This is a genomic window from Cohnella hongkongensis, assembly GCF_042654645.1.
GTDB classification, from domain to species: Bacteria; Bacillota; Bacilli; order Paenibacillales; family Paenibacillaceae; genus Cohnella; species Cohnella hongkongensis.
This window is the reverse complement of record NZ_JBHSEP010000002.1, coordinates 147941-166533: the sequence shown is the minus strand read 5'-3', so window position 1 is coordinate 166533 and position 18593 is coordinate 147941. Positions and strand designations below refer to the sequence as shown.

Here is an 18593-nt window from a genome sequence, read left to right as displayed (position 1 = left end):
CTCTCAATCGGTCGCCGCAAACGTATGCCCGCACGACGGGCAGAACCGGGCGTCCAGGGGAGCGGGTTTGCCGCAGACGCAGTCCTTCTCGTTCGAGAGCGTTTTGATTTGCTTTTTATTTTCCTCGATTTCATCTTCCAGCCGCACGATTTCCGTCACGCTCGATTGATAGTCGGACTCCGAAATGTCGGTCTGCCGGCCAACCGCATGGAGAAAAAATAACCGGCCGATGTTCTGATACTGCTTTTCGATCTCCTTCTGCTTGTTGCTGATCTGTAGCTTGAGCTTGTTCACTTCCATGACGATTTTCGCCTTGCTGCCCGCCTCCGAAAATCCGGATTTCACTTTGTCCATGAAACTCATGTCCATTCCTCCTAACAGTTAAAAAAGTTCATGCTTCACATTGTAAAAGAATGGCGGGGTCATCCCTAGTTACATGTTGTCATCTTTTTTGTCATTCATATTGACTTTTCGCAAACGGGCGCTTTCGTACAGGAGAAATGACAAAGACGTGACAATGAAAATGACAGCGTGTAACTAGCGCGTCACAGAGAGTCGGTATACGATGAAAACGAATTTCGTGTTCAGGCGCAGAGATCGTGCACGATGTTAAGACTCGTAAGCAAACGGAGCAAGGCACGGAATTTAAACGGAGACGCAGCGGTTGGAAAGAGGTTGAAAGAGGAGATGGGAGAATGCGAAAGGGTTCGACGAAGGCGTTTATCTGGTTAGCCGGCCTGCTTCTGATCTTCATGGGTACGACTTCGTTCGTGATGGCCAAGGACGACAAGGTGAAGATTTATGTGGAAGGAAAGCTGCTTCAGTTCGAGGGTCAGCAGCCGATCATTCGGAACGGCACGACGCTCGTGCCGTTCCGAACGACATTCGAGGCGTTGGGGTACAAGGTGACCTGGAACGGCGCCGAGCAGAAAGCAAGCGGAAAGAAGGAAGGGACGGAGATTGAGCTGACGATGGGCAGTCTGACCGCCAAAGTGAACGGCAAAGCCGTCAAGCTGTCCGTTCCGGCCCAGACGATCAACCGCAGCACGATGATTCCGCTTCGGTTCGTATCGGAGAATAGCGGATACACGGTCACGCCCTCGAAAGCGTCCGGGACCACGGTCATCCAGATCGGCAAGGGCGCGCCGGCCGGCCTGCCGCAGGGCGGCAGCTCCGAACAGGTCGAGCCGTATGTCGTGAAGGGCAGAGTCGTCAACCCGCAGGGAGAGCCGATTCAAGGCGCATTGATCACGATCGACAACCAGCTGTTGTACAACAGCAATTCGCAAGCCAAGACCGATGCGAACGGAAGATACCGAATTGAGCTGACGAAGCTGGCTGCGACCTATATGGCTTACGCCGAGTATTCGACCGAGTACGATGGCGCCACGCACAGCGTAGATCTGGCCCCCGACGACGACAGTCCGTTCGCGGGAAACCAGGGCGCGATCCGCAACTTTACCGTCAAGCTCGACAGCTCCACCGGTACGGGCGGAAGCGGAGAAGTTCTGTTCTACATGATGGACCTGATCCACCCTTTGAATCCGGTCCTCGAGCCGCCTAACCGGGATCACGTCACGCTGACGCTTCAGCCGGAGGGAAAGATGCTGGACGGAACCTCGGGCAAGCCGATCGTCAGCAAGGGCAGTCCGTCGAACAACGGCTACGGCGTTCATAACGTACCCATCGGCAAATACAAGGTCAGCGCCGTCTACGCCCCTCCGGGGGAGGAGCCCCAGCAGCTGCTGATCCGAGTCGTGAACCCGGGATATGACGATCCCTTCACGGATTCGGTCGTGGCCGGATTTAAGGGCGTTACGAGCAAGATCCATATGATGGAGCTCGAATTAAAGCTTAATGTTGTCAAGCCGCCGGCCGAGGATCCGGCGGAGTGGGACTGGGATGGCGTCTACGATCTCGACGGTAACCGGATAGACCTGGACGACGACTGGGAATGGTAATCCTTCATCATTAGAAGACAAGGGAGAAAGCAAAATGAAAAACAGGAAATGGGGCTTTGCAGTTCTGTCCGCCGTCCTGATGACGGTCTTGGTCTTCGCGACAGGCTGCTCGAAGGCGGAGAAGGCGGTCATCGAGGCAGAGGAACAGGGGACGATGACAATCACGAGAGATGATGGCGAGGAAATCAAGTTTTCCAGCAAATCAAGCATCCCGGACTTGTTCCCGTCCGACGTGCCGCTGCCGGACGAGATTCAAGTCACCTCGTCGATCAGCAGCAAGGACTCCGTCACGGTAACGATCGAGACGGAGATGCCCTACGAAGAGGTGCTCGAGCTGTATTACGACTATTCGCAGCAAGCCGGATACTCGGAGGTTCACAGGCTGGAGGGCGAGAACACGATTCACTATTCTTCGCAGAAAGGCACGGAGCATTTCGTATTCTCGCTGCAGCTCGATGAGGAGGACCATAAAACCGTTACCGGGGCGCTCGTCTATTCGATATCGTCCGAGACCGAACAGTAATTGAAATGGATATTAATTCTGGACACTGGAAAGGAAAATGGACATGAACGGACCCCATACGGAGCTGCAGCAAGCCGAACCGACGGATATCGCCGATAACAAAGGGATGGCCATTCTGGCGTACATTCTCTTCTTCGTCCCGCTGCTCGCTGTCAAACAATCAAAGTATGCGATGTACCACGCCAATCAGGGGCTGACGCTGTTTCTTACCTTGGTCGTCGTCAACATCGTCAGTTCAATCATCCCGATTATCGGCTGGCTGCTGATCGGCCCTCTCGCGAATTTGTGCGTCTTCATCCTCGCGATTCTCGGCATTCTGAATGCGGCCGGAGGAAAATGCAAGCCGCTGCCGCTGATCGGCGGCTTCCGAATTCTGAATAACTAGAGGAAACGCCCAACTGTTGAAAAGCCGCCTCTCCTTCAGGGAGGGGAGCGGCTTTTTCGCATGCGCGCGACTTCCCGGCCGGCTCCCGACAATTTCCCGGCTCAGTCGGGAACGGGACCCTTGTGATCGGGAAAGGACGGTCGGTATGATGGATGGTGTCGAGGTGATGAGTAGATGATTCACTCCGCTTCCGTAATCAAATGGACGGGAAGCTTGAAGCGCAGGCCGTTCATTCGCGTCGCAGGCGACCGGGCGGCTGCGATCGCGCTTGCGGCTCTTGCCGGGGCGATACTGCTGCCGCCGATGCTGCGCATGCCGGCCATGGACAGCCGCACGGCAACGGTCTATGCCGGGTTCGCGATCCTGATTTTCTCGCTGCAGTCGGTTCAAGTCCACGGCGGACTTCAGCCGCCGGATCGCCGCCGCGAGCTTGCCTGGCTGGCGGTTGCGTGCACGGCTTACCCGCTCGGGGCGGCGGGACGCACGGATCTGTACTCGCTGCAGAGTCTCTTGTTCCAAGCGATCGGCCAAGGTCTAGATCGATCCGCGGGGCTTGCCGGCAGCTTGCCTGTGATCGGTTTGTTCTTTCTTTTTCTTTCCTTATGCGGGATTGCCGGCGTCCTGCGCGTCAAAAACCGGGAGCTGGAGCGGCTTCAGCGCCAAGCGGAACGGACCGCGGAACTGGAGGAGGATAACCGTTCTCTGGCGACGACGATCCGCGAGAAGGCGGAGATGCTGGCGCAGATGTCGGTGCTGGAGGAGCGCCAGCGCATCGCTCACGAAATCCATGACGTAGTCGGGCATACGCTGACCGCCGCGATCGTTCAGCTGGAGGCGACGAAAAGAATCGCCAAACAGCAGGATTGCGTTCCGTGGGAGAAGCTGGACTTGTTGAGCGGACTCGTGCGTCAAGGATTGGACGATATTCGCGGCGCCGTCAGGCTGATCCGGTCGGACGAGGCGCATGCGCTGACGCTGGACGCGGCGTTCCGGAGGCTGATTCGGCATACGGAAGAAACGATGGAGATCGCCGTTGATGCGGAGATTTCGCTTCCCCCGGAGCTGCAGCTGGGCCGGGTGGCGGAACAGGTGCTGTATCATGCGCTGCAGGAGGGTCTGACCAACAGCATCCGCCACGGCCGCTGCGCGAAGGCCCGATTCTCACTGCGTCCCTCCGGCGGCAAGCTGCGGTTTCGGCTGATCAGCGACGGCAAGCCGTACGGCTCGGCCGTTCCCGGCTTCGGACTATCGGCCATGATCGAACGGGTAAGGCTGCTGGGCGGAGAAGTGGATATCCGTTCCTCCGCCGATGCCGACGGAGCTCCGATCGGCTGCGAGCTGTCGATCGACCTGCCTCTGATCGATTGAATCTTCCGCCGCATTCTTATTCTTTCTCCCGGCCCAGTCCGGCTTCCCGGGCGATCAGGATCGCTTGCGCTCTGTCCGCGGCTTGCAGCTTGCTCAGAATGTTGGATACGTGATTGCGCACAGTCTTCAGCGACAGTCCCAACCTTCGGGCAATATTCACATTGCTGAGATCGCTTGCGATCCACTGAAGCACCTCTCGTTCCCTTGCGGTGAGCTGAGGGAACTGAACGCTTTCCGTCTTGTTCACGATCGCATCGAAGTAAAACATCATTTTGCGAGCGATCGCCGCGCTGAAGATCGCTTCTCCGCCGCCGACCGCATGAATAGCCCGGACGATTTCCTCTTTTTGCGCGCCTTTGAGCAGGTAGCCTCGAGCTCCCGACCTCATCGCGGAAAAAACGGACGAATCGTCATCGAACATCGTGAGCATCAGGATGCCGATATGCGGAGACGTCCGAATGATCTCTCGGGTCGCCTCGATCCCGTTTTTGCCCGGCATGCTCACATCCATTAAAATCACATCGGGCTGCAGCAGCTCGGCCAGCTTGACGGCCTCGTCCCCGCTAGCGGCCTGTCCCACGACCTCGATCCCGTCTTCATTCTGCAGGTTTGACGCCAGTCCTTCCAAGAACATCGGGTGATCATCCGCCAGCAAAATTCGCAGCCGTTCCGTCTCCGTTCCATTCATCCTTCATTCTCCTCTCTTCGATTGGCAAGCGTACATGGATTCTCGTCCCGTGGCCCGGCGCGGAATCCAGCTCGAAGGTTCCCCCCAGCTCTTCCGCGCGCTCTCTGATCGAGCGCATGCCGATGCCGGGCTTGACGTGAGCAGGCAGTCCTCTTCCATTATCCGCGATCCGGATATGGAGAGTGCCGCTCTCCGTCTCCAGCTGAATATGGCATTTGCTCGCATTCGCGTGGCGCACGACATTCGTGAGCGCTTCCTGCACGATCCGGTAAACGGCCGCTTCGGCCGCAGCGGAAAGCGCAAGCTCCCGGTCGGCTCCTTCCAGGGCCACCTGCAGAGAAGAAGTCTGTACTTGCGCAGACAGCTCCTGCAGAGCGAAGGCCAGCCCGAATTCGTCCAAGGCGGGCGGTCTCAGCGAATAGACGAGTCTGCGGATGTCGGCGATGGACTCCCGCATCTGCTGCTGAACGCTTTCAAGCGCCTTCTTCGACTGTTGGGGATCGTCCTGGTGGTGGCGCAAGGCTTCGTTGAGCTGCAGCGTCATGCTGGCCAGGGAGGAGCCGAGGCCGTCGTGCAGATCCCGGCGAATCCGTCTGCGTTCCTCTTCCCGAGCGGTGACAAGCCGTTCCCGGGATCGATGCAGATCGTCCGCGAGACTGTAGGTTTGCACGGCAATGCTGACCTGGCGAACGAGATCCTCGATCATGTGGCGAGTACCGGGCGGCAGCGCTTCTTCCAGCCGATGAACGCCTAGAATGAGCCGTCCGACGGCTATTCCCTTGACCTCCAGCTCGATCGAGACGGCGTCTTCGCCGGGCGCGCCGTACACCGCAAATTGCTCGACTCCGCCATGCGAATAGGTTTCAATCGCGACGTAAGGAATCTGCAAGGCGTTCGCGACCTTCTCCGCCACCGAGGACAGCAGCGACTGGTGCGTTAACGAAGATTCCAGCTGCTCCGTCAGCTTCGAGAGAATGCGGTACGGATCGTCGCGCTTGCCGTAGACCAGCTGATTGACCGCCCTCTGCACTCCCGACCTTAAAGGCTGGAACATGACCGCAAGCAAACCGGTCGCCAGCATGGTGACGACGGCGTGCGCCTTTCCTTGAATGAGATAGCCGATCGAGCCGACCAGCAAAGCGTAGGCGCTGACGATAAAGACGCTAAGCACCATATAAACCATCGTCCGATTGAAGGCGTGCGGCAAATGCTTCGCGCGACGCTCCAGGACGATGACGCCGACGGAGAAAGGGACGAACATCAAACCGGCATAAACCGCGATCTGAACGAGCATTCTGGCGAAGCCGTGACCGTCCTCTCCGAACATCGGAACGACATTCGCAAGAATCCCGGCGCCCACGTAGGCACATATGCTCGCCATCAACCATCGCAGCTGCCGGCGGGTTCCGGCCGAGGGCTCCCGAGAATAGCGGTAGACGAGCACGATGAAGGTCAAGACGTGGGCGATGGCGATGAAGCCGTACATCCACCCGGAAGGAATCGCAAAGAGCGGCTTGCCGAATACGTAGGGCGGGATCAGGTTGACGGCAAGATGGGCGAGCCACAGAGTCGCGAGCAAGGAGGTCCAGCGCGGCGTAAATCGCCCATCGGGAAATAGCAGCAGGAAGACGAGGTAGGACGTTCCCAGAGTGTTGAGCCCCTCGAACAGGTCGATAAGAAGGGGGAAGTCCTTGAACTGCTCCTCGCTCGCGCTGAAGATCGTTCCGGTTACGATGAGCACGATGGATGCCGTTACGCAATATAAATCCTTCCAGCCGTAGCGGTACAGCAGAAAGCCGACGACCCAGAAGGATAAGTTCTGGAGCGCCAGCAGAGTAAAAGTCAGGCTTCCGTAGAGATCGGGACTGATGCCGACCGCCGCCAGCTGGTCGAGCTGGCTCGCCTTCATCTGCAGATAATAGCAGGGGGCATTTTCGCAAGCGGTACTGTAGATGCTGAATCCGAATCCGTGGCTGGCGACGGAGACGACGAAGGAGGCCGCGAAGAGCGTCCACCAGAGCGCGTGAAGTCCCGTGCGCAGGACGAGGCCTGTTGCCCGAGCCGATTGAGTTCCCATTGACCGATTTCCCCTCATCAAGTTGTCCATCTATCCCTATAGGGCTAGTGTAACACAGGGGAATCGCCCGGTCTCGGGGAAAGCCCGCAATTCCCGGGTCGCTCGGGAATCTTTCTTCGGCGGCTCGATTCTCGTTCCGCGTTCGTCCCCCGGCGCCTTACGGATGGCTCTGACGGGACTGCCGGACGAGGTGAATCGCGCTGGCCCGGTCGGGCGCCTGCAGCTTGTTTAGAATGGCGGAGACGTAGTTGGATACGGTTTTCGAGCTGAGCTTCAGCTTGCCGGATATCTCCGCATTGCTGCAGCCATCGACCATCAGACGCAGCACTTCCTTCTCGCGGTCGGTCAATTCCGGATACTGATCCATTCGGGAGGCCGGATGCACGGCGTAAGCGATCAGCCGGCTCGCAATATCCCCCCCGAAGATCGCTTCTCCGGCTGCGACGACCCGGATTGCCCGGACGATATCCTCCTTGTCCGCGTCCTTGAGAATGTAGCCGCTGGCGCCGGCCTTCATCCCGAAAATGACCGAGTCGTCGTCCTTGAACATCGTCAGCATGAGCACGCGAACGCTGTCGTCAGCCGAACGGATTCGGGCCGTCGCTTCGATTCCGTTCAAGCCGGGCATTCGAATATCCATCAGAATGACGTCGGGGCGCAGTTCAAGCGCCAGCTTGACCGCCTCTTCCCCCGAGGCGGCTTCTCCGACGACCGTCATGCCTTCCGTGCTGTCCACGACGTTCCGGACGCCTTCCCGGAACAGCGGGTGGTCATCCGCCACCAAGATTCGAAGCTGTGTTTCCATTGTGATCTCCCTTCCCGGTCTGGGTTTTGACAGGCAGCGCGGCCGCAATCACCGTCCCGCCCTCCGGGGGCGAATGAAATCGGCAGACGCCTCCCAATTCTTCGGTCCGTTCCCGTATCGACGTCAGTCCCAGGCCGCCGCGATGCCCCGGCTTTGACGGCCGATCCGTCAGGCCGACGCCGTTATCGGCGATCTCAAGCTGCAGCTCGCTCGTCTCGGCGCGGAATTCGATCCGTACCCGGCAGAGATCGGCTTGAGAATGCTTGACGACGTTGACGAGCGCTTCGGTGACGATGCGGTAAGCTCCGACCTCGACCGCAGCAGGCAGCGCCGGCCAAGATCCGGCGGCCTCGATCTCGATCCGAAGCTGCGGATCCTTGGATGCGGCCCGGACGTCCTGCAGCTGCTCGGCCCGCTGTCGGAGCGCTCCGACGAGTCCCAGCTCGTCCAGCGCCGGAGGCCGAAGATCGTAGACGATGCCCCGGATTTCCTCCACCGTCTTGCCGATTTCGTCCCGGAAGCGATTCATGAACAGAATCGCTTTCGGGGGATCGTCGCGGATCCAATCCTCCACCAGCGAGGCGGTCAGTTTCATGGAAGCGAGTCTCGGAGCGATCTCGTCGTGCAAGTTGTTGCGCATCGCTCTGCGCTCTTCCTCGCGGGCCATAATCAGCTGTTCCCTGGACTGCTGAAGCTCGCCGATCAGCAGCCCGATGTCCATCGTCTGTTTGACGCTTTGGAGCACGGTGCCGGCATGCCGGGCCAGAAAGCCGAGCATGCGTTGGTCGGCTTCGTTGAACGTCTCGCCCGGCGAACGGACGGCAACGATCAGGCTGCCGATCTCTTCCCCTCCGCCGACCAGCGGAAGGCTGATCGTATCCGGAGGAAGGTCGCCTACGGATGCGACCAGCAGCGGCCGATCGTTCCGAAGGAGCTTGATCCCCGCATAGGGGAGCCGCAGCGCTTCCTTAACCGTTCTCGCCACGGTCTCCAATGCCGCCTCGGGAGCGAGCGGCTCCTTCAGGCGGTTGCCGAGCTCGAGCAGGACGGTGTAAGGATCGTGCTGTTCCCCGTACATCATCCGGTTGACGGCCTTCTGAAGTCTTTCTTTCAGCGGCGCGAGCAGGAACGCGACAACCCCGGTAGCGATCAGGGAGAAGAGCATGTTCTGACCGACCTTAAACAGAAACGACAGATACGATACCGTAAGCGAGTAGACGGCGATAATGAGCGCGCTCAGCCCGGCGTAGACGAGCGTACGGTTCACGATGGGATCGATGTCCCACAACCGCTTGCGCAGCATCGACATCGTAATCGTGACCGGGATCGGCATCATCAGCAGAATGACCGTCATGTCCAGAACGAGGAGCCAGAGAGGAGAGGGCTGCGAATAGAAGTCCGGCTGCAACAAAACCGGGAGGACGCTGACGGTCAGAATGCCCGTCAGCGACAGCAGCAGCCCGTAGACGAACCATTTTGTTTGCTGCCGTTCGACGGCGTTCGCTTCGTATCGGTATCGCACGTACTGGCTGTACATTATCGAGCCGTACAGCAAAACCATCGACATCAGATTGACGGCGATCGGCCAGTTCTGCAGTCCCCACGGCTCGTTCTCGAAGATCCCCGCGCTCAGGCGAACGAGCGCCACTCCGATGCAGATCCAGAACACCCGCCGCCGAACGATTTTGCCATTGGGAAACAGCAGCAAAAACAGGACGAACAGAACGGAGAACGCGTGGGCGACGATCGACGCCAGCTCGCCAAGCTCCCGCCACATCAACGGCAGATAGCTGGAAGCGGGAAACGAGATAAACGCCGCTCCGGCAATATACGAAATCGGTTCGTTCGGCCGTTTGACGAAGACGAGCAGAGCCCCGACGAAAAAGACGGCGAAGTTGAGCAGCGCCACGCTCGTGTACAGAACGGCGAGATCGCCGTACGACCAAGCGATACGCTCCATTACCGACGGGGGCAAGGGCGTTAATCTGGCGTATTCGCAGGCCGTAGAAGGACAGGTCTCCCGGATGTACAGAAAGTACGAGGGGATCTTGTAAAGAAAGAGGAAGGTGACGATTCCGCTGAGTGCGAGGGCCGCGCTTCTCGCGGCGAGCGCCATCCGGCCGGTCCGGGCTCCGCTCTCCGGTTCTCTCGTCCGTTGCGGTACAGATGCCTTGTCGATCGAAAACAACTCCCTCGCACTAGCTTAAGTTTGTTCGTGATTCGGAAAGTATAAAATTCGTTATCCTTATCTGAATCACCTCCGACATCAACGTGATCTCGCCGGTCCCAAGGACGGCGTAAGCCGTTTATGCTTGCTGGTCAAGCTCTTGAGCAAGCTCCCGAGCGGCTGGAACGGCGCCGGATTTGCGCATCAGTCGCAGAGCGAAGACCGCGTATACGCATCCGTACACGATGGCGGCGCTTCCTCCCCCTATTCCCCAGCTGGCTTCGTGGTCGGGAAGCGCCAGCGCGGCCGCTCCCATGTACATGTAGGTGAACGAGAGCAGCAGTCCGAGCGCTCCGGCTCCCTTCCGGGCGGTCGAAACCATGAAGCTTCCGTAGATCAGCGTTAACGCGAGAGCCGTTCCTTCGCCCCAGCGGAACTGTTCCTCCGTTTCTTGAAACTGCTGGACCGCCCCGTTAATCAAGAAAGGCAGCAGTCCGAGCAAGGCGACAATCGAGAGAACGAGCATCGGCCGATCGAGATTCGCCGGCTCTGTCGGACGGAGAATTTCCCGGCGATTCCCGTAAGCGAAATAAAGCACGGCCAAAAGGATTCCGAAGAGGACGAAAATGGGAAAGCGGGTCAGCGCGAAGGCCGGGCCGGTGGCCGCAAGCGTCCCCAGAAAGATCAGATGGCCGACGAAATAGAAGCGAACGAGCAGAGGCTTCGCGAGCGGTCTCCACAGCAGGATGAACAGACTGCCGCTGAGCAAGACGCCGATCAGCGCGCCGTGCACGGCGCCGTGGAACCGCAGCTCTTCGGGATGCGGATCGAAGGCGAGCGCGGACCGGATCCACGGCTCCAGTCCTTCCGTTAGCCCTTCAAGCATGATCAAGCCCGCGAGCGCGAATAGGACGGCGAAAAATCGAAACCAAATCGACTTTTCAGATTTTGTAGATAATGGCTTTTTATCCATTGTACCTTCCTCCCTCGGATTTGAACAGAACTCCATCTCAGCATACGAGACGCTTCTTCCCATCCGATAGAGGACGATTCCCGAAACGCCGGGAAGTTGATTGGGAGAATCGCGAAGGACAAGGATACGCGAGCGTTCGGGAGGGACCGGGGTCTGCTCCGCGCTCGGCGCGAAGCAAAGAAATGGGAGGCGGTCGAGATCGAGGGGGGGCTATGCGAGCGCCGGCATCCCGAGATCGGGCTTGACCGAACGATTGCCGGACGGGGCCGAAGCCGGCGCACGCCGCTTCGCAGGCGATCGGCCTTTTCGAAGCGGGTGCGCGTTGATCTTTTATTCGCAAGCGATGCCGTCGCCGTCCCGATCCAGACGGGCGGAGTAGCCGGGTTCTCCTTTGCGAATAGGCGCTTTGCCGGCTTCGCGCACGGCGGCGCAGTTCGGGTAAAGAGCATCTCCGGCGTCTTTCGGCGAGGCGGTCGCCGGCTGATTCGGAAACAGCTTCTTGGGCTTCTCCACAATAAATAAAATTCTCGTTCCGTCCTCATAGGCCGACAGCTGGTGTCCGACCCAGCTGCCGGCTCCGCGGTTGTCGCTGGAGTCGATATACGCGACGCTTGCTCCGGCGCCGCCTTCCTCGCACATCGCCATCGGCCACTCGTCGCGGTCGTAGCCTTCGCGCGTCTCGATTCCGGCCAGCGATTGCTTGCGATTGTCGTCCGCTCCGGCGCGGTCGATCGTGCAGACGTCGGAATAACCTTGCTCGATCGCCCCGAGTATATGCAGCGCCGTTTCCGGATAATCGTCGCTCGGGAAGATCAGCTCGTAATCGTAGTCGTCATGCTCCGTCTGCCGCGGCGCGTCGGCAAGCGGCTTCTGAACCGGCGCGCAGCCGGTCAAGGCCAGGAGCAGAACCAGAAGGAATAAGATCGGTTTACGTTTCAATGAAGTCGCTCCTTCTACAGTAGTCATGGGGTCTGGGCAAGCCGATTTTCAATCACAGCCTGAAGTAGCGGACCGACCGGTCCAGCTCGTTCACAATGGACTGCAGCCGCTCGGAAGCCGAGGAGATATTCTCGACGAGCGCAAGCTGCTCCTCCGTAGCGGCCGATACGTTCTGGGCTTTGCCCGCGATCTCCCGGGCGGAGGAAGAGGACTGCTCCATGCTCGCCGACACCTCCTCGGAGCTTGCCGACATCTGCTCGGTCACCGCCGAAGTGTCGTGAAGCTGCTGCCCGACCTGCTTGATCGATTCGACGATTACAGCGTAGCCGTGCGCCATCTCCTCCAACGCCGACGCGCCCTGCTCGCTGCCGGCGACCGTCGCTTGCATATACGCAGAGACGAGCGCGATTTCCCGGCGGGTATCCTCGGTCAGCTCGCCGATGCTTTGCGCCGATTCGAGGGAGACGGCGGCCAGCTTCCGGATTTCCTGGGCGACGACGGCGAAGCCTCGGCCGTGCTCGCCCGCGCGGGACGCTTCGATCGAAGCGTTAAGCGACAGAATGCCGGTCTGGTTGGCGATGGCCGTCATTTTCTCGGTGAACTCGCCGATCCTGTCCGACTTGGCGCTGAGAACGGCGACGCTGCGGCTCAGGTGGCCGATCGTCTCCGCCACCTGTTCCATCTGTCCTTTGAGCGCGGCCAGCAGCTCTGTCCCTTCGTCGGCCCGCTCGTTCGTCTGCCGGGAATGGTCGGAGATGACGTTCGTGCTTTCGGCGATTCGGTGGACGCCGACCGCCATTTCCTCCATCGCCACGTTCGCTTCCCGCGCCATTTCCGACTGGCTCTCGACGAGAGCGGTCACCTCCTGAATGTTCTCCGCCACATGGGCCGAGACGTCGGCCGACTCCCTGGCGCTCCGGGCCAAGTCGTCCGACGCCGCGGCGACTTGGCGGCTGTTGTCGGCAATGGCGCCGATAAGCTCCCGCATTTTGCCGATCATGCCGTCGACCGAGAACAGAATTTGCCCCAGCTCGTCCTTGGCGTATCGGGCTTGCGGGGAATAGCTCAAGTCTCCGTCCGCGACCTGTTTCGTCCTGGTATGGACAAGGGCGACCGTTCGACTGAGCTGGCGAATGACGAACAGTCCGAGAGCGATCAGCACGACCCACTGCACGACTAGAACGATCGAAGTGAACAGAGTGGTCCGGCTGTTCTCCTCGGTGACGGATTCGATGACCTGAAGGGCGTAGGCTTCGAGAATTTCCCCGAAATCGTTGATGTTGGCGCGGGCCTCGTCGAACTCCCGCAGCAGCTCCGTCTCCTTCTCTACCGTATATTCTCCGGTCTGAAACTGGGATTCCGCCAGACCGGCCCATTCGTTAAAAAGCCGATCCATCTCCGCGATCGTCTCGCTGATCGACCTGCCGCTGTCCGGATGGGTCAGATGGGCGACCTCCTGCTCCGTTACGATCTGCAGCGCTTGGGAGATCCGTTCGTTGGTCTGCTCCACGTTTTCTGCGAAGTCGGCCTTCGCCTTTTCCTTGTCGGCGGGGGAGACGAACGGAGAGCTGAGCTGATGGTAGGCCGCCAAAGTCTGGTACATGTCCCTGTCGGCGTTAAGGACGAGCGCGGTCGCCCGATTGGTGACCGAATAGAGCGACTCCTTCAGTTTTTGAGTGTTCGAAGAATTCATCTCCATTAAATAAACCGCGGTGGCCGCGAACAGCACCAATGGCGTAAACAGCAGGACCAGCAGCTTAGTTTTTACCGAGACGCTATTCAGCATATCTTCAGTCTCCTTGTTGTAGCGGATATGTCATATATCGGCGTAACGATAAAAAAATGTAGCTGGAAATGATCGCTTATCCGCACAGTAAAAATGCCTCCCTCGAACGGATCCGAAGAAGGAGGCGATATCGCGGGAGGGGAAGGGTCAGGACCGAAACTCTTCCTTGATCCGCTGCAGCAGCGCAGCGTCCGTCAGCACGTCGCAAGCGGTATAAGCGAGCATCGTCGCTCCGAAGACCATCGCTTGGTACGCCTTGCCGGTCTGGGCGGCGTCTCTGAATTCCGTCGTATGCAGCTCGAAGGGCTCGTCGACGATCTTCACGTAGGGATGGGCGGCGGGACAGCGCAGACTGACGTTGCCGAGATCGAGGGAGCCGTTGTCGTGGCCGCGGCGGATGTCCTCCTCCGGGATTCCGCTCGCGACCAGGTTGGCCGTAAACGCGTCCGACAACGCTTCGTTCGTCCGCAGCTCATCGTAGGAATACTCGTAATTGCGGACCGTTAGCGCGCAGCCCGTCGCCAGGCCGGCCGCCTCGGCGCAAGCTTTGACCTTGCGGGACAACTCGTCGGTATAGCTGCGCGCGGCCGACCGGACGTAGAAGCGGGCCTCGGCGTAATCCGGAATCAGGTTCGGGGCTTGCCCGCCGTGCGAGATAATGCCGTGGATGCGGGCGTCGCTTCGCGTTTGCTGGCGCAGGGCGTTGACCGAATTGAACAGCTGGAGGACAGCGTCGAGCGCGTTGACGCCCTGCTCCGGATGGGCGGCCGCATGGGCGGATTTGCCGCGGTACTCGAACTGCAGCGCGTCCATGGCCAGAGAGGAGCCGGAGCGTTCGTAGCTGTGATACGGATGCGCCATGATCGCGATGTCGCAGTCGTCGAACAGCCCGGCGGCGGCCATATCGACTTTGGCGCCTTTCGTTTCTTCCGCCGGCGTGCCGTAGACGCGAATCGTGCCGCCGGTTCGATCGGCGACGGCTCTAAGCCCGGCGGCCGCTCCGAGCGCCATCGTGCAGATGAGATGATGGCCGCAGGCGTGTCCAATCTCCGGCAGGGCGTCATATTCGGCGAGAAATCCGACGACCGGTCCGGGCCGGCCCGAATCGTGTTCGGCGACGAACGCGGTCGCCAGTCCGAGAACCTCGCGCTCGACGCGGAAGCCGAGCTTCTCCAGCTCGGAGGAGAGCAGCGCCGAGGCCTGCTTCTCCTCGTGCCCCAGCTCGGGGTTCGCCCCGATGAAGGCGGCGATCTCCGTCAGCCGGTTCGAATAAGCTTGTATATGATCGCGAATGATCGCTTTCAGCTCGGACATGGGCAGTCTCCTTTGCGGGTTTCGATTAGCGTTGCTCTTCTAATCGTATCCCTTCGGGCGGAGACAATCAAGCGAGGCATAACTCTGCAGCCGGTGTCGCTATTTTATAGTTTAAATGGCACGAAAACTCATTATAAAGGGTTAAAAAGTTGTGTAATCTGTCATTGTTGTCGTATATTTTAAGTCAGTGGCCAAGGAGGCTTATTATGATTCGGATCGGCAAAATCAGTTACTGGCACGTTCATGCGGACGATTACACCAAGCAGGCGCTGGAGCATCCCCAGACGGAGCTGGCCGCCATATGGGACGAGATTCCCGAACGCGGACAAGCCAAAGCGGCTCAATACGGCGTTCCGTATTTCGCGTCGCTCGACGAGATGCTCGCTCAAGACGGCATCGACGCGGTCATCGTCGACGCGCCGACGAATCTCCATCGCGACGTGATGGTGAAGGCGGCCAAGGCGGGCAAGCATATTTTTACGGAGAAGGTCATTGCGCCTACGGCCAAGGAAGTGTCGGAGATCGTCGGCGCGGTTCGGGAAGCGGGGGTGAAGCTGACGGTTTCCCTTCCGCGGCTTTACGACGGCTATACGCAAACGATCGATCGCGTTCTGCGCGGCGGGAAGCTCGGCAAGCTGACCTTGGCGCGCGTGCGGCTGTCGCATAACGGAGCGACGGCGAACTGGCTGCCCGCTCATTTCTATTCGAAGGAGCAATGCGGCGGCGGCGCTCTCATCGACCTGGGGTGCCATCCGATGTATCTCGTTCGGCATTTCCTTGGCATGCCGGAGAGCGTGAGCGCCAGCTTCGGCTACGTCACCGGCAAGGAAGTCGAAGATAATGCGGTCGCCGTGCTTCGTTACGCGGAAGGCGCTCTTGGCATCGTGGAGGCGGGCTTCGTGAACAGTCACTCCCCGTTCTCCATTGAGCTGCACGGAACGGAAGGCACGCTGCTCTACGGATTCCCGGAGGAAGTTCCGGTCGTCCGCTATAACGGCGGGAGCGGGGAGTGGGAGAAGCTGCCGCTGGAGGATCGGCTGCCTCAGGCGTTCAGCCAGTGGGCGGATCATGTGATTCGCGGTACGGAGGCGGCCGACAACATCGCGGCGGCCGTCGATCTGACCCGGCTGATGGAAGCGTCGACGCGCTCCGTGTCGGAAGGACGTCCGGTTCGGCTCGACGAGCTGGCGGAATAAAAAGGCTTCGGCGGAAAAGAGGGACGAAGGATGCAGGCGGACGATCGGGTCAAGCGAGAGCCGGACAGAAGAAAGCTGCCGGAGCGCAAATCGGCGGGGAACCCCGGACCTTTCCCCTACGCCCGGATGGCGGAAAGGCAGGACGCCCTCGACCGGCTGGAGCTGCAGTTTCGCTGGGGCGGGTACGGAATTCGCGTGCTCCGCTGTCATCTCGCCTTTTTTCCGCCGGGCCATATTATTAATTTCCACAAGCACTCGGAATACGAGTTCCACTATATACCGAAGGGCAAGGGCAGGGTGATCCTCGTCGATCAGACGTACGATCTCCACGAAGGGCTGTTCTATCTGACCGGGCCCGATCTCGTGCATTACCAGGAGTCGGATCTGGAGGATCCGATGTACGAGCTGTGTCTTCATCTGGATATCGTTCCCCTTGAGGCGGACGTCGAGCCGATCGGCTGGGGGGACGAGCTGGAGGCGGCGGAGGCGAAGGCGTGCATCGCCTCGCTCGAGCGCTTGCCGATTGCGCCGGCTGTAGACCGGTTCCACGCCATGAACGGCTTTCTGGAGGCGTACCGGATTCTGGAGGAACAGCCGATCGGCTTTTATACGCTGCTGAAGCAGGCGATCGTGCAGATTCTGCTTCGCACGGCTCGCGTTCTGGACGGATCGGACGGAAGAACGGGAATTCCGGAACGGGACATGAGCTTTCATCGGTACCAGTTAGCCACGCAGTACATTCAGGACAACGAGAGCTTGCCGCTCTCGTTGGAGCAAGTCGCGGAATCGATCGGGATCAGCCCTCGGCAGCTGCAGCGCATCTTCCGCAGCGAAGGCCGCACGACGTTCCGGGACTATCTGGAGCATACGCGGCTGACGGCGATCTGTGCCGATCTGATCCGGACGGACAAGGCGATCGAGGAGATCGCCATCGCTCACGGCTATGCCAATCCGAACTATTTATATCCGGTGTTCAAGAACAAATATGAAGTGACGCCGAGCGCTTATCGCAAAATGCACGCCGCCGAGCGCTCGGCGGCGCCCTACTCCAAACGAAAGAAGGAATCGAGCATATGAGCAAACATCTGCGCATTGGCATTATCGGAAGCGGCGGAATCGCCAGAGCCCACGTATCGGCTTATCGGAAGCTGCCGTTCGTGGAGATCGTGGCGGTCGCCGACGTCATTCCCGGCAAGGCGGCGGAATTCGTAAAGTCGCTGCAATTGGACGGAGCGGCGGCGTACGACGGCCATGAGAAGCTGCTGGAGCAGGAACTGGACGGCGTCAGCATCTGTACGCCGAACGTCTCGCATCACCGTACGACAGTCGATTCGCTCAAGGCGGGCAAGCAGGTGCTGCTGGAGAAGCCGATGTCCGTCACGCTGGCCGAAGCGCTGGAGATGACGCAGGTCGCCCGCGAGACGGGCAACATGCTGACGATCGGATTCCAGCCGCGCTATGATCCGAACATGAAGCTGCTGCAGGACATCGTGCAATCCGGACGGCTCGGCAAAGTGTATTACGCCGAGACGGGCGGAGGACGCCGCCGCGGCATGCCGGGCGGCACGTTCATCAGCAAGATGCTGGCGGGCGCCGGCGCGATGGCCGATATCGGCTGCTACTCGCTGGATATGGCGTTGAACACGATGGGCTATCCTCGCCCGCTGACCGTCTCCGCGTTCACCTCGAACCATTTTGGCCGCAATCCGGTCTATCACCCGGAGGCTTCCAAGTTCGAGGTGGAAGATTTCGGCGTGGCGATGGTTCGCTTCGAGAACGATCTTGTGCTGCAGTTCAAAATCTCCTGGGCGATGCACATGGACACGCTCGGCGCGACGATGTTCCTCGGCACCGACGCGGGGCTCAAGATCACGTCGGCGGGCAGCGGCCCGTGGTCCGGCGTATGGGACGGCTCGGTCGGCTCGATTACGCTCTATCACGACGAATACGGCGGCCACACTCAGACGCCGATTCCGCTCATCGAGCATAAGCTGAACCTGTTCGACGAGAAGGTCCGGGATTTCGCCGAAGCGGTGCGCGACGGCCGCCCTGCTCCGATTCCGGGCGAGCAGATCCTGATCCAGCAGGCGATCATCGACGGCGTTCTGCGCTCCGCCGAATCCGGCCGGGAAGTGTCCGTCGAGCTGCCCCGCAACTGATTCGCTAGCTTCTGAACGAACGGCCTCTGCCTACCGCGGCAGGGCCGTTTTTTTTAAAGTGATTCAGGAAGTAAAAATTCGCTATCCTTTTCTGAATCCCCTCCGGCAAAAAACGCGATTCGGCATCTAGAGGACGCCGAAGGCGTTTTTGCTTTGTTATAGAGGGGTTGGAGAAAAAGACAGGGGTTTACCGATTTAGTTGTTGGCATTATAATTGCTTAAGCAACTATTTAGACGGCCGGAAGGATATGA

Annotated in this window: 16 protein-coding genes and 1 pseudogene; 7 read left to right on the top strand and 10 right to left on the bottom strand. The window is 59.5% G+C overall.

Annotated features, from left to right (window positions below):
* Positions 1 to 3: 3 nt before the first annotated feature.
* On the bottom strand, positions 4 to 363 hold the full coding sequence (locus ACFO3S_RS04090; RefSeq protein WP_378092558.1) for a zinc ribbon domain-containing protein: 360 nt from the start codon (positions 361 to 363) through the stop codon (positions 4 to 6).
* A gap of 332 nt (positions 364 to 695) precedes the next feature.
* Here ACFO3S_RS04090 and ACFO3S_RS04085 point away from each other — a divergent pair, with 332 nt between their 5' ends.
* The 4 genes from ACFO3S_RS04085 to ACFO3S_RS04070 all read left to right on the top strand — a co-directional run bounded on the left by ACFO3S_RS04085 (position 696) and on the right by ACFO3S_RS04070 (position 4237).
* A complete protein-coding gene (locus tag ACFO3S_RS04085; RefSeq protein WP_378092555.1) occupies positions 696 to 1961 on the top strand; it encodes a stalk domain-containing protein in 1266 nt (421 codons plus the stop codon).
* A gap of 34 nt (positions 1962 to 1995) precedes the next feature.
* The gene (locus tag ACFO3S_RS04080; protein ID WP_378092553.1) at positions 1996 to 2484 is read left to right on the top strand and encodes a hypothetical protein; all 489 of its coding nucleotides are present in this window, start codon (positions 1996 to 1998) and stop codon (positions 2482 to 2484) included.
* 43 nt (positions 2485 to 2527) lie between these two features.
* Positions 2528 to 2869 carry a DUF4870 domain-containing protein gene (locus ACFO3S_RS04075; protein ID WP_378092551.1) on the top strand — a complete coding sequence of 114 codons (342 nt, stop codon included), beginning with the start codon at positions 2528 to 2530 and terminating at the stop codon, positions 2867 to 2869.
* A 174-nt stretch (positions 2870 to 3043) separates the two neighbouring features.
* Positions 3044 to 4237, top strand: a complete 1194-nt coding sequence (locus tag ACFO3S_RS04070) for a sensor histidine kinase (protein WP_378092549.1) — start codon at positions 3044 to 3046, stop codon at positions 4235 to 4237.
* A gap of 16 nt (positions 4238 to 4253) precedes the next feature.
* Here the strand turns inward: ACFO3S_RS04070 and ACFO3S_RS04065 are convergent, their stop codons facing one another.
* From ACFO3S_RS04065 to ACFO3S_RS04025, 9 genes and pseudogenes are all read right to left on the bottom strand, one after another.
* Positions 4254 to 4925 carry a response regulator transcription factor gene (locus ACFO3S_RS04065; RefSeq protein ID WP_378092546.1) on the bottom strand — a complete coding sequence of 224 codons (672 nt, stop codon included), beginning with the start codon at positions 4923 to 4925 and terminating at the stop codon, positions 4254 to 4256.
* Positions 4879 to 7002: a sensor histidine kinase gene (locus tag ACFO3S_RS04060; protein ID WP_378092544.1), complete on the bottom strand. Its 2124-nt coding sequence runs from the start codon at positions 7000 to 7002 to the stop codon at positions 4879 to 4881. The genes ACFO3S_RS04065 and ACFO3S_RS04060 overlap by 47 nt, the downstream gene beginning before the upstream one ends.
* Before the next feature lie 157 nt (positions 7003 to 7159).
* The gene (locus ACFO3S_RS04055; RefSeq protein ID WP_378092542.1) at positions 7160 to 7807 is read right to left on the bottom strand and encodes a response regulator; all 648 of its coding nucleotides are present in this window, start codon (positions 7805 to 7807) and stop codon (positions 7160 to 7162) included.
* A complete protein-coding gene (locus tag ACFO3S_RS04050) occupies positions 7773 to 9923 on the bottom strand; it encodes a sensor histidine kinase (protein ID WP_378092540.1) in 2151 nt (716 codons plus the stop codon). The genes ACFO3S_RS04055 and ACFO3S_RS04050 overlap by 35 nt, the downstream gene beginning before the upstream one ends.
* A gap of 190 nt (positions 9924 to 10113) precedes the next feature.
* Entirely contained in the window at positions 10114 to 10947 is an 834-nt protein-coding gene (locus ACFO3S_RS04045; protein ID WP_378092538.1) for a hypothetical protein, read from the bottom strand.
* 330 nt (positions 10948 to 11277) lie between these two features.
* The gene (locus tag ACFO3S_RS04040; RefSeq protein ID WP_378093158.1) at positions 11278 to 11460 is read right to left on the bottom strand and encodes an excalibur calcium-binding domain-containing protein; all 183 of its coding nucleotides are present in this window, start codon (positions 11458 to 11460) and stop codon (positions 11278 to 11280) included.
* A pseudogene (locus tag ACFO3S_RS04035) lies at positions 11455 to 11913 on the bottom strand (NucA/NucB deoxyribonuclease domain-containing protein); the annotation flags it as partial. The pseudogene ACFO3S_RS04035 and the gene ACFO3S_RS04040, both read right to left, overlap by 6 nt.
* A 25-nt stretch (positions 11914 to 11938) precedes the next feature.
* Positions 11939 to 13672, bottom strand: a complete 1734-nt coding sequence (locus ACFO3S_RS04030) for a methyl-accepting chemotaxis protein (protein ID WP_378092536.1) — start codon at positions 13670 to 13672, stop codon at positions 11939 to 11941.
* 147 nt (positions 13673 to 13819) lie between these two features.
* Positions 13820 to 14986, bottom strand: a complete 1167-nt coding sequence (locus ACFO3S_RS04025) for a M20 family metallopeptidase (protein ID WP_378092534.1) — start codon at positions 14984 to 14986, stop codon at positions 13820 to 13822.
* A 206-nt stretch (positions 14987 to 15192) separates the two neighbouring features.
* On the opposite strand from ACFO3S_RS04025, the gene ACFO3S_RS04020 reads away from it, so the two are divergent.
* From ACFO3S_RS04020 to ACFO3S_RS04010, 3 genes are read left to right on the top strand one after another with little or no spacing between them, the layout of a single operon-like run.
* On the top strand, positions 15193 to 16182 hold the full coding sequence (locus ACFO3S_RS04020) for a Gfo/Idh/MocA family protein (RefSeq protein ID WP_378092532.1): 990 nt from the start codon (positions 15193 to 15195) through the stop codon (positions 16180 to 16182).
* A gap of 30 nt (positions 16183 to 16212) precedes the next feature.
* Positions 16213 to 17259: an AraC family transcriptional regulator gene (locus tag ACFO3S_RS04015; RefSeq protein WP_378092529.1), complete on the top strand. Its 1047-nt coding sequence runs from the start codon at positions 16213 to 16215 to the stop codon at positions 17257 to 17259.
* A complete protein-coding gene (locus ACFO3S_RS04010) occupies positions 17256 to 18341 on the top strand; it encodes a Gfo/Idh/MocA family protein (RefSeq protein ID WP_378092527.1) in 1086 nt (361 codons plus the stop codon). Before ACFO3S_RS04015 ends, ACFO3S_RS04010 begins: the two co-directional genes overlap by 4 nt.
* The last annotated feature ends 252 nt before the right edge of the window (positions 18342 to 18593 follow it).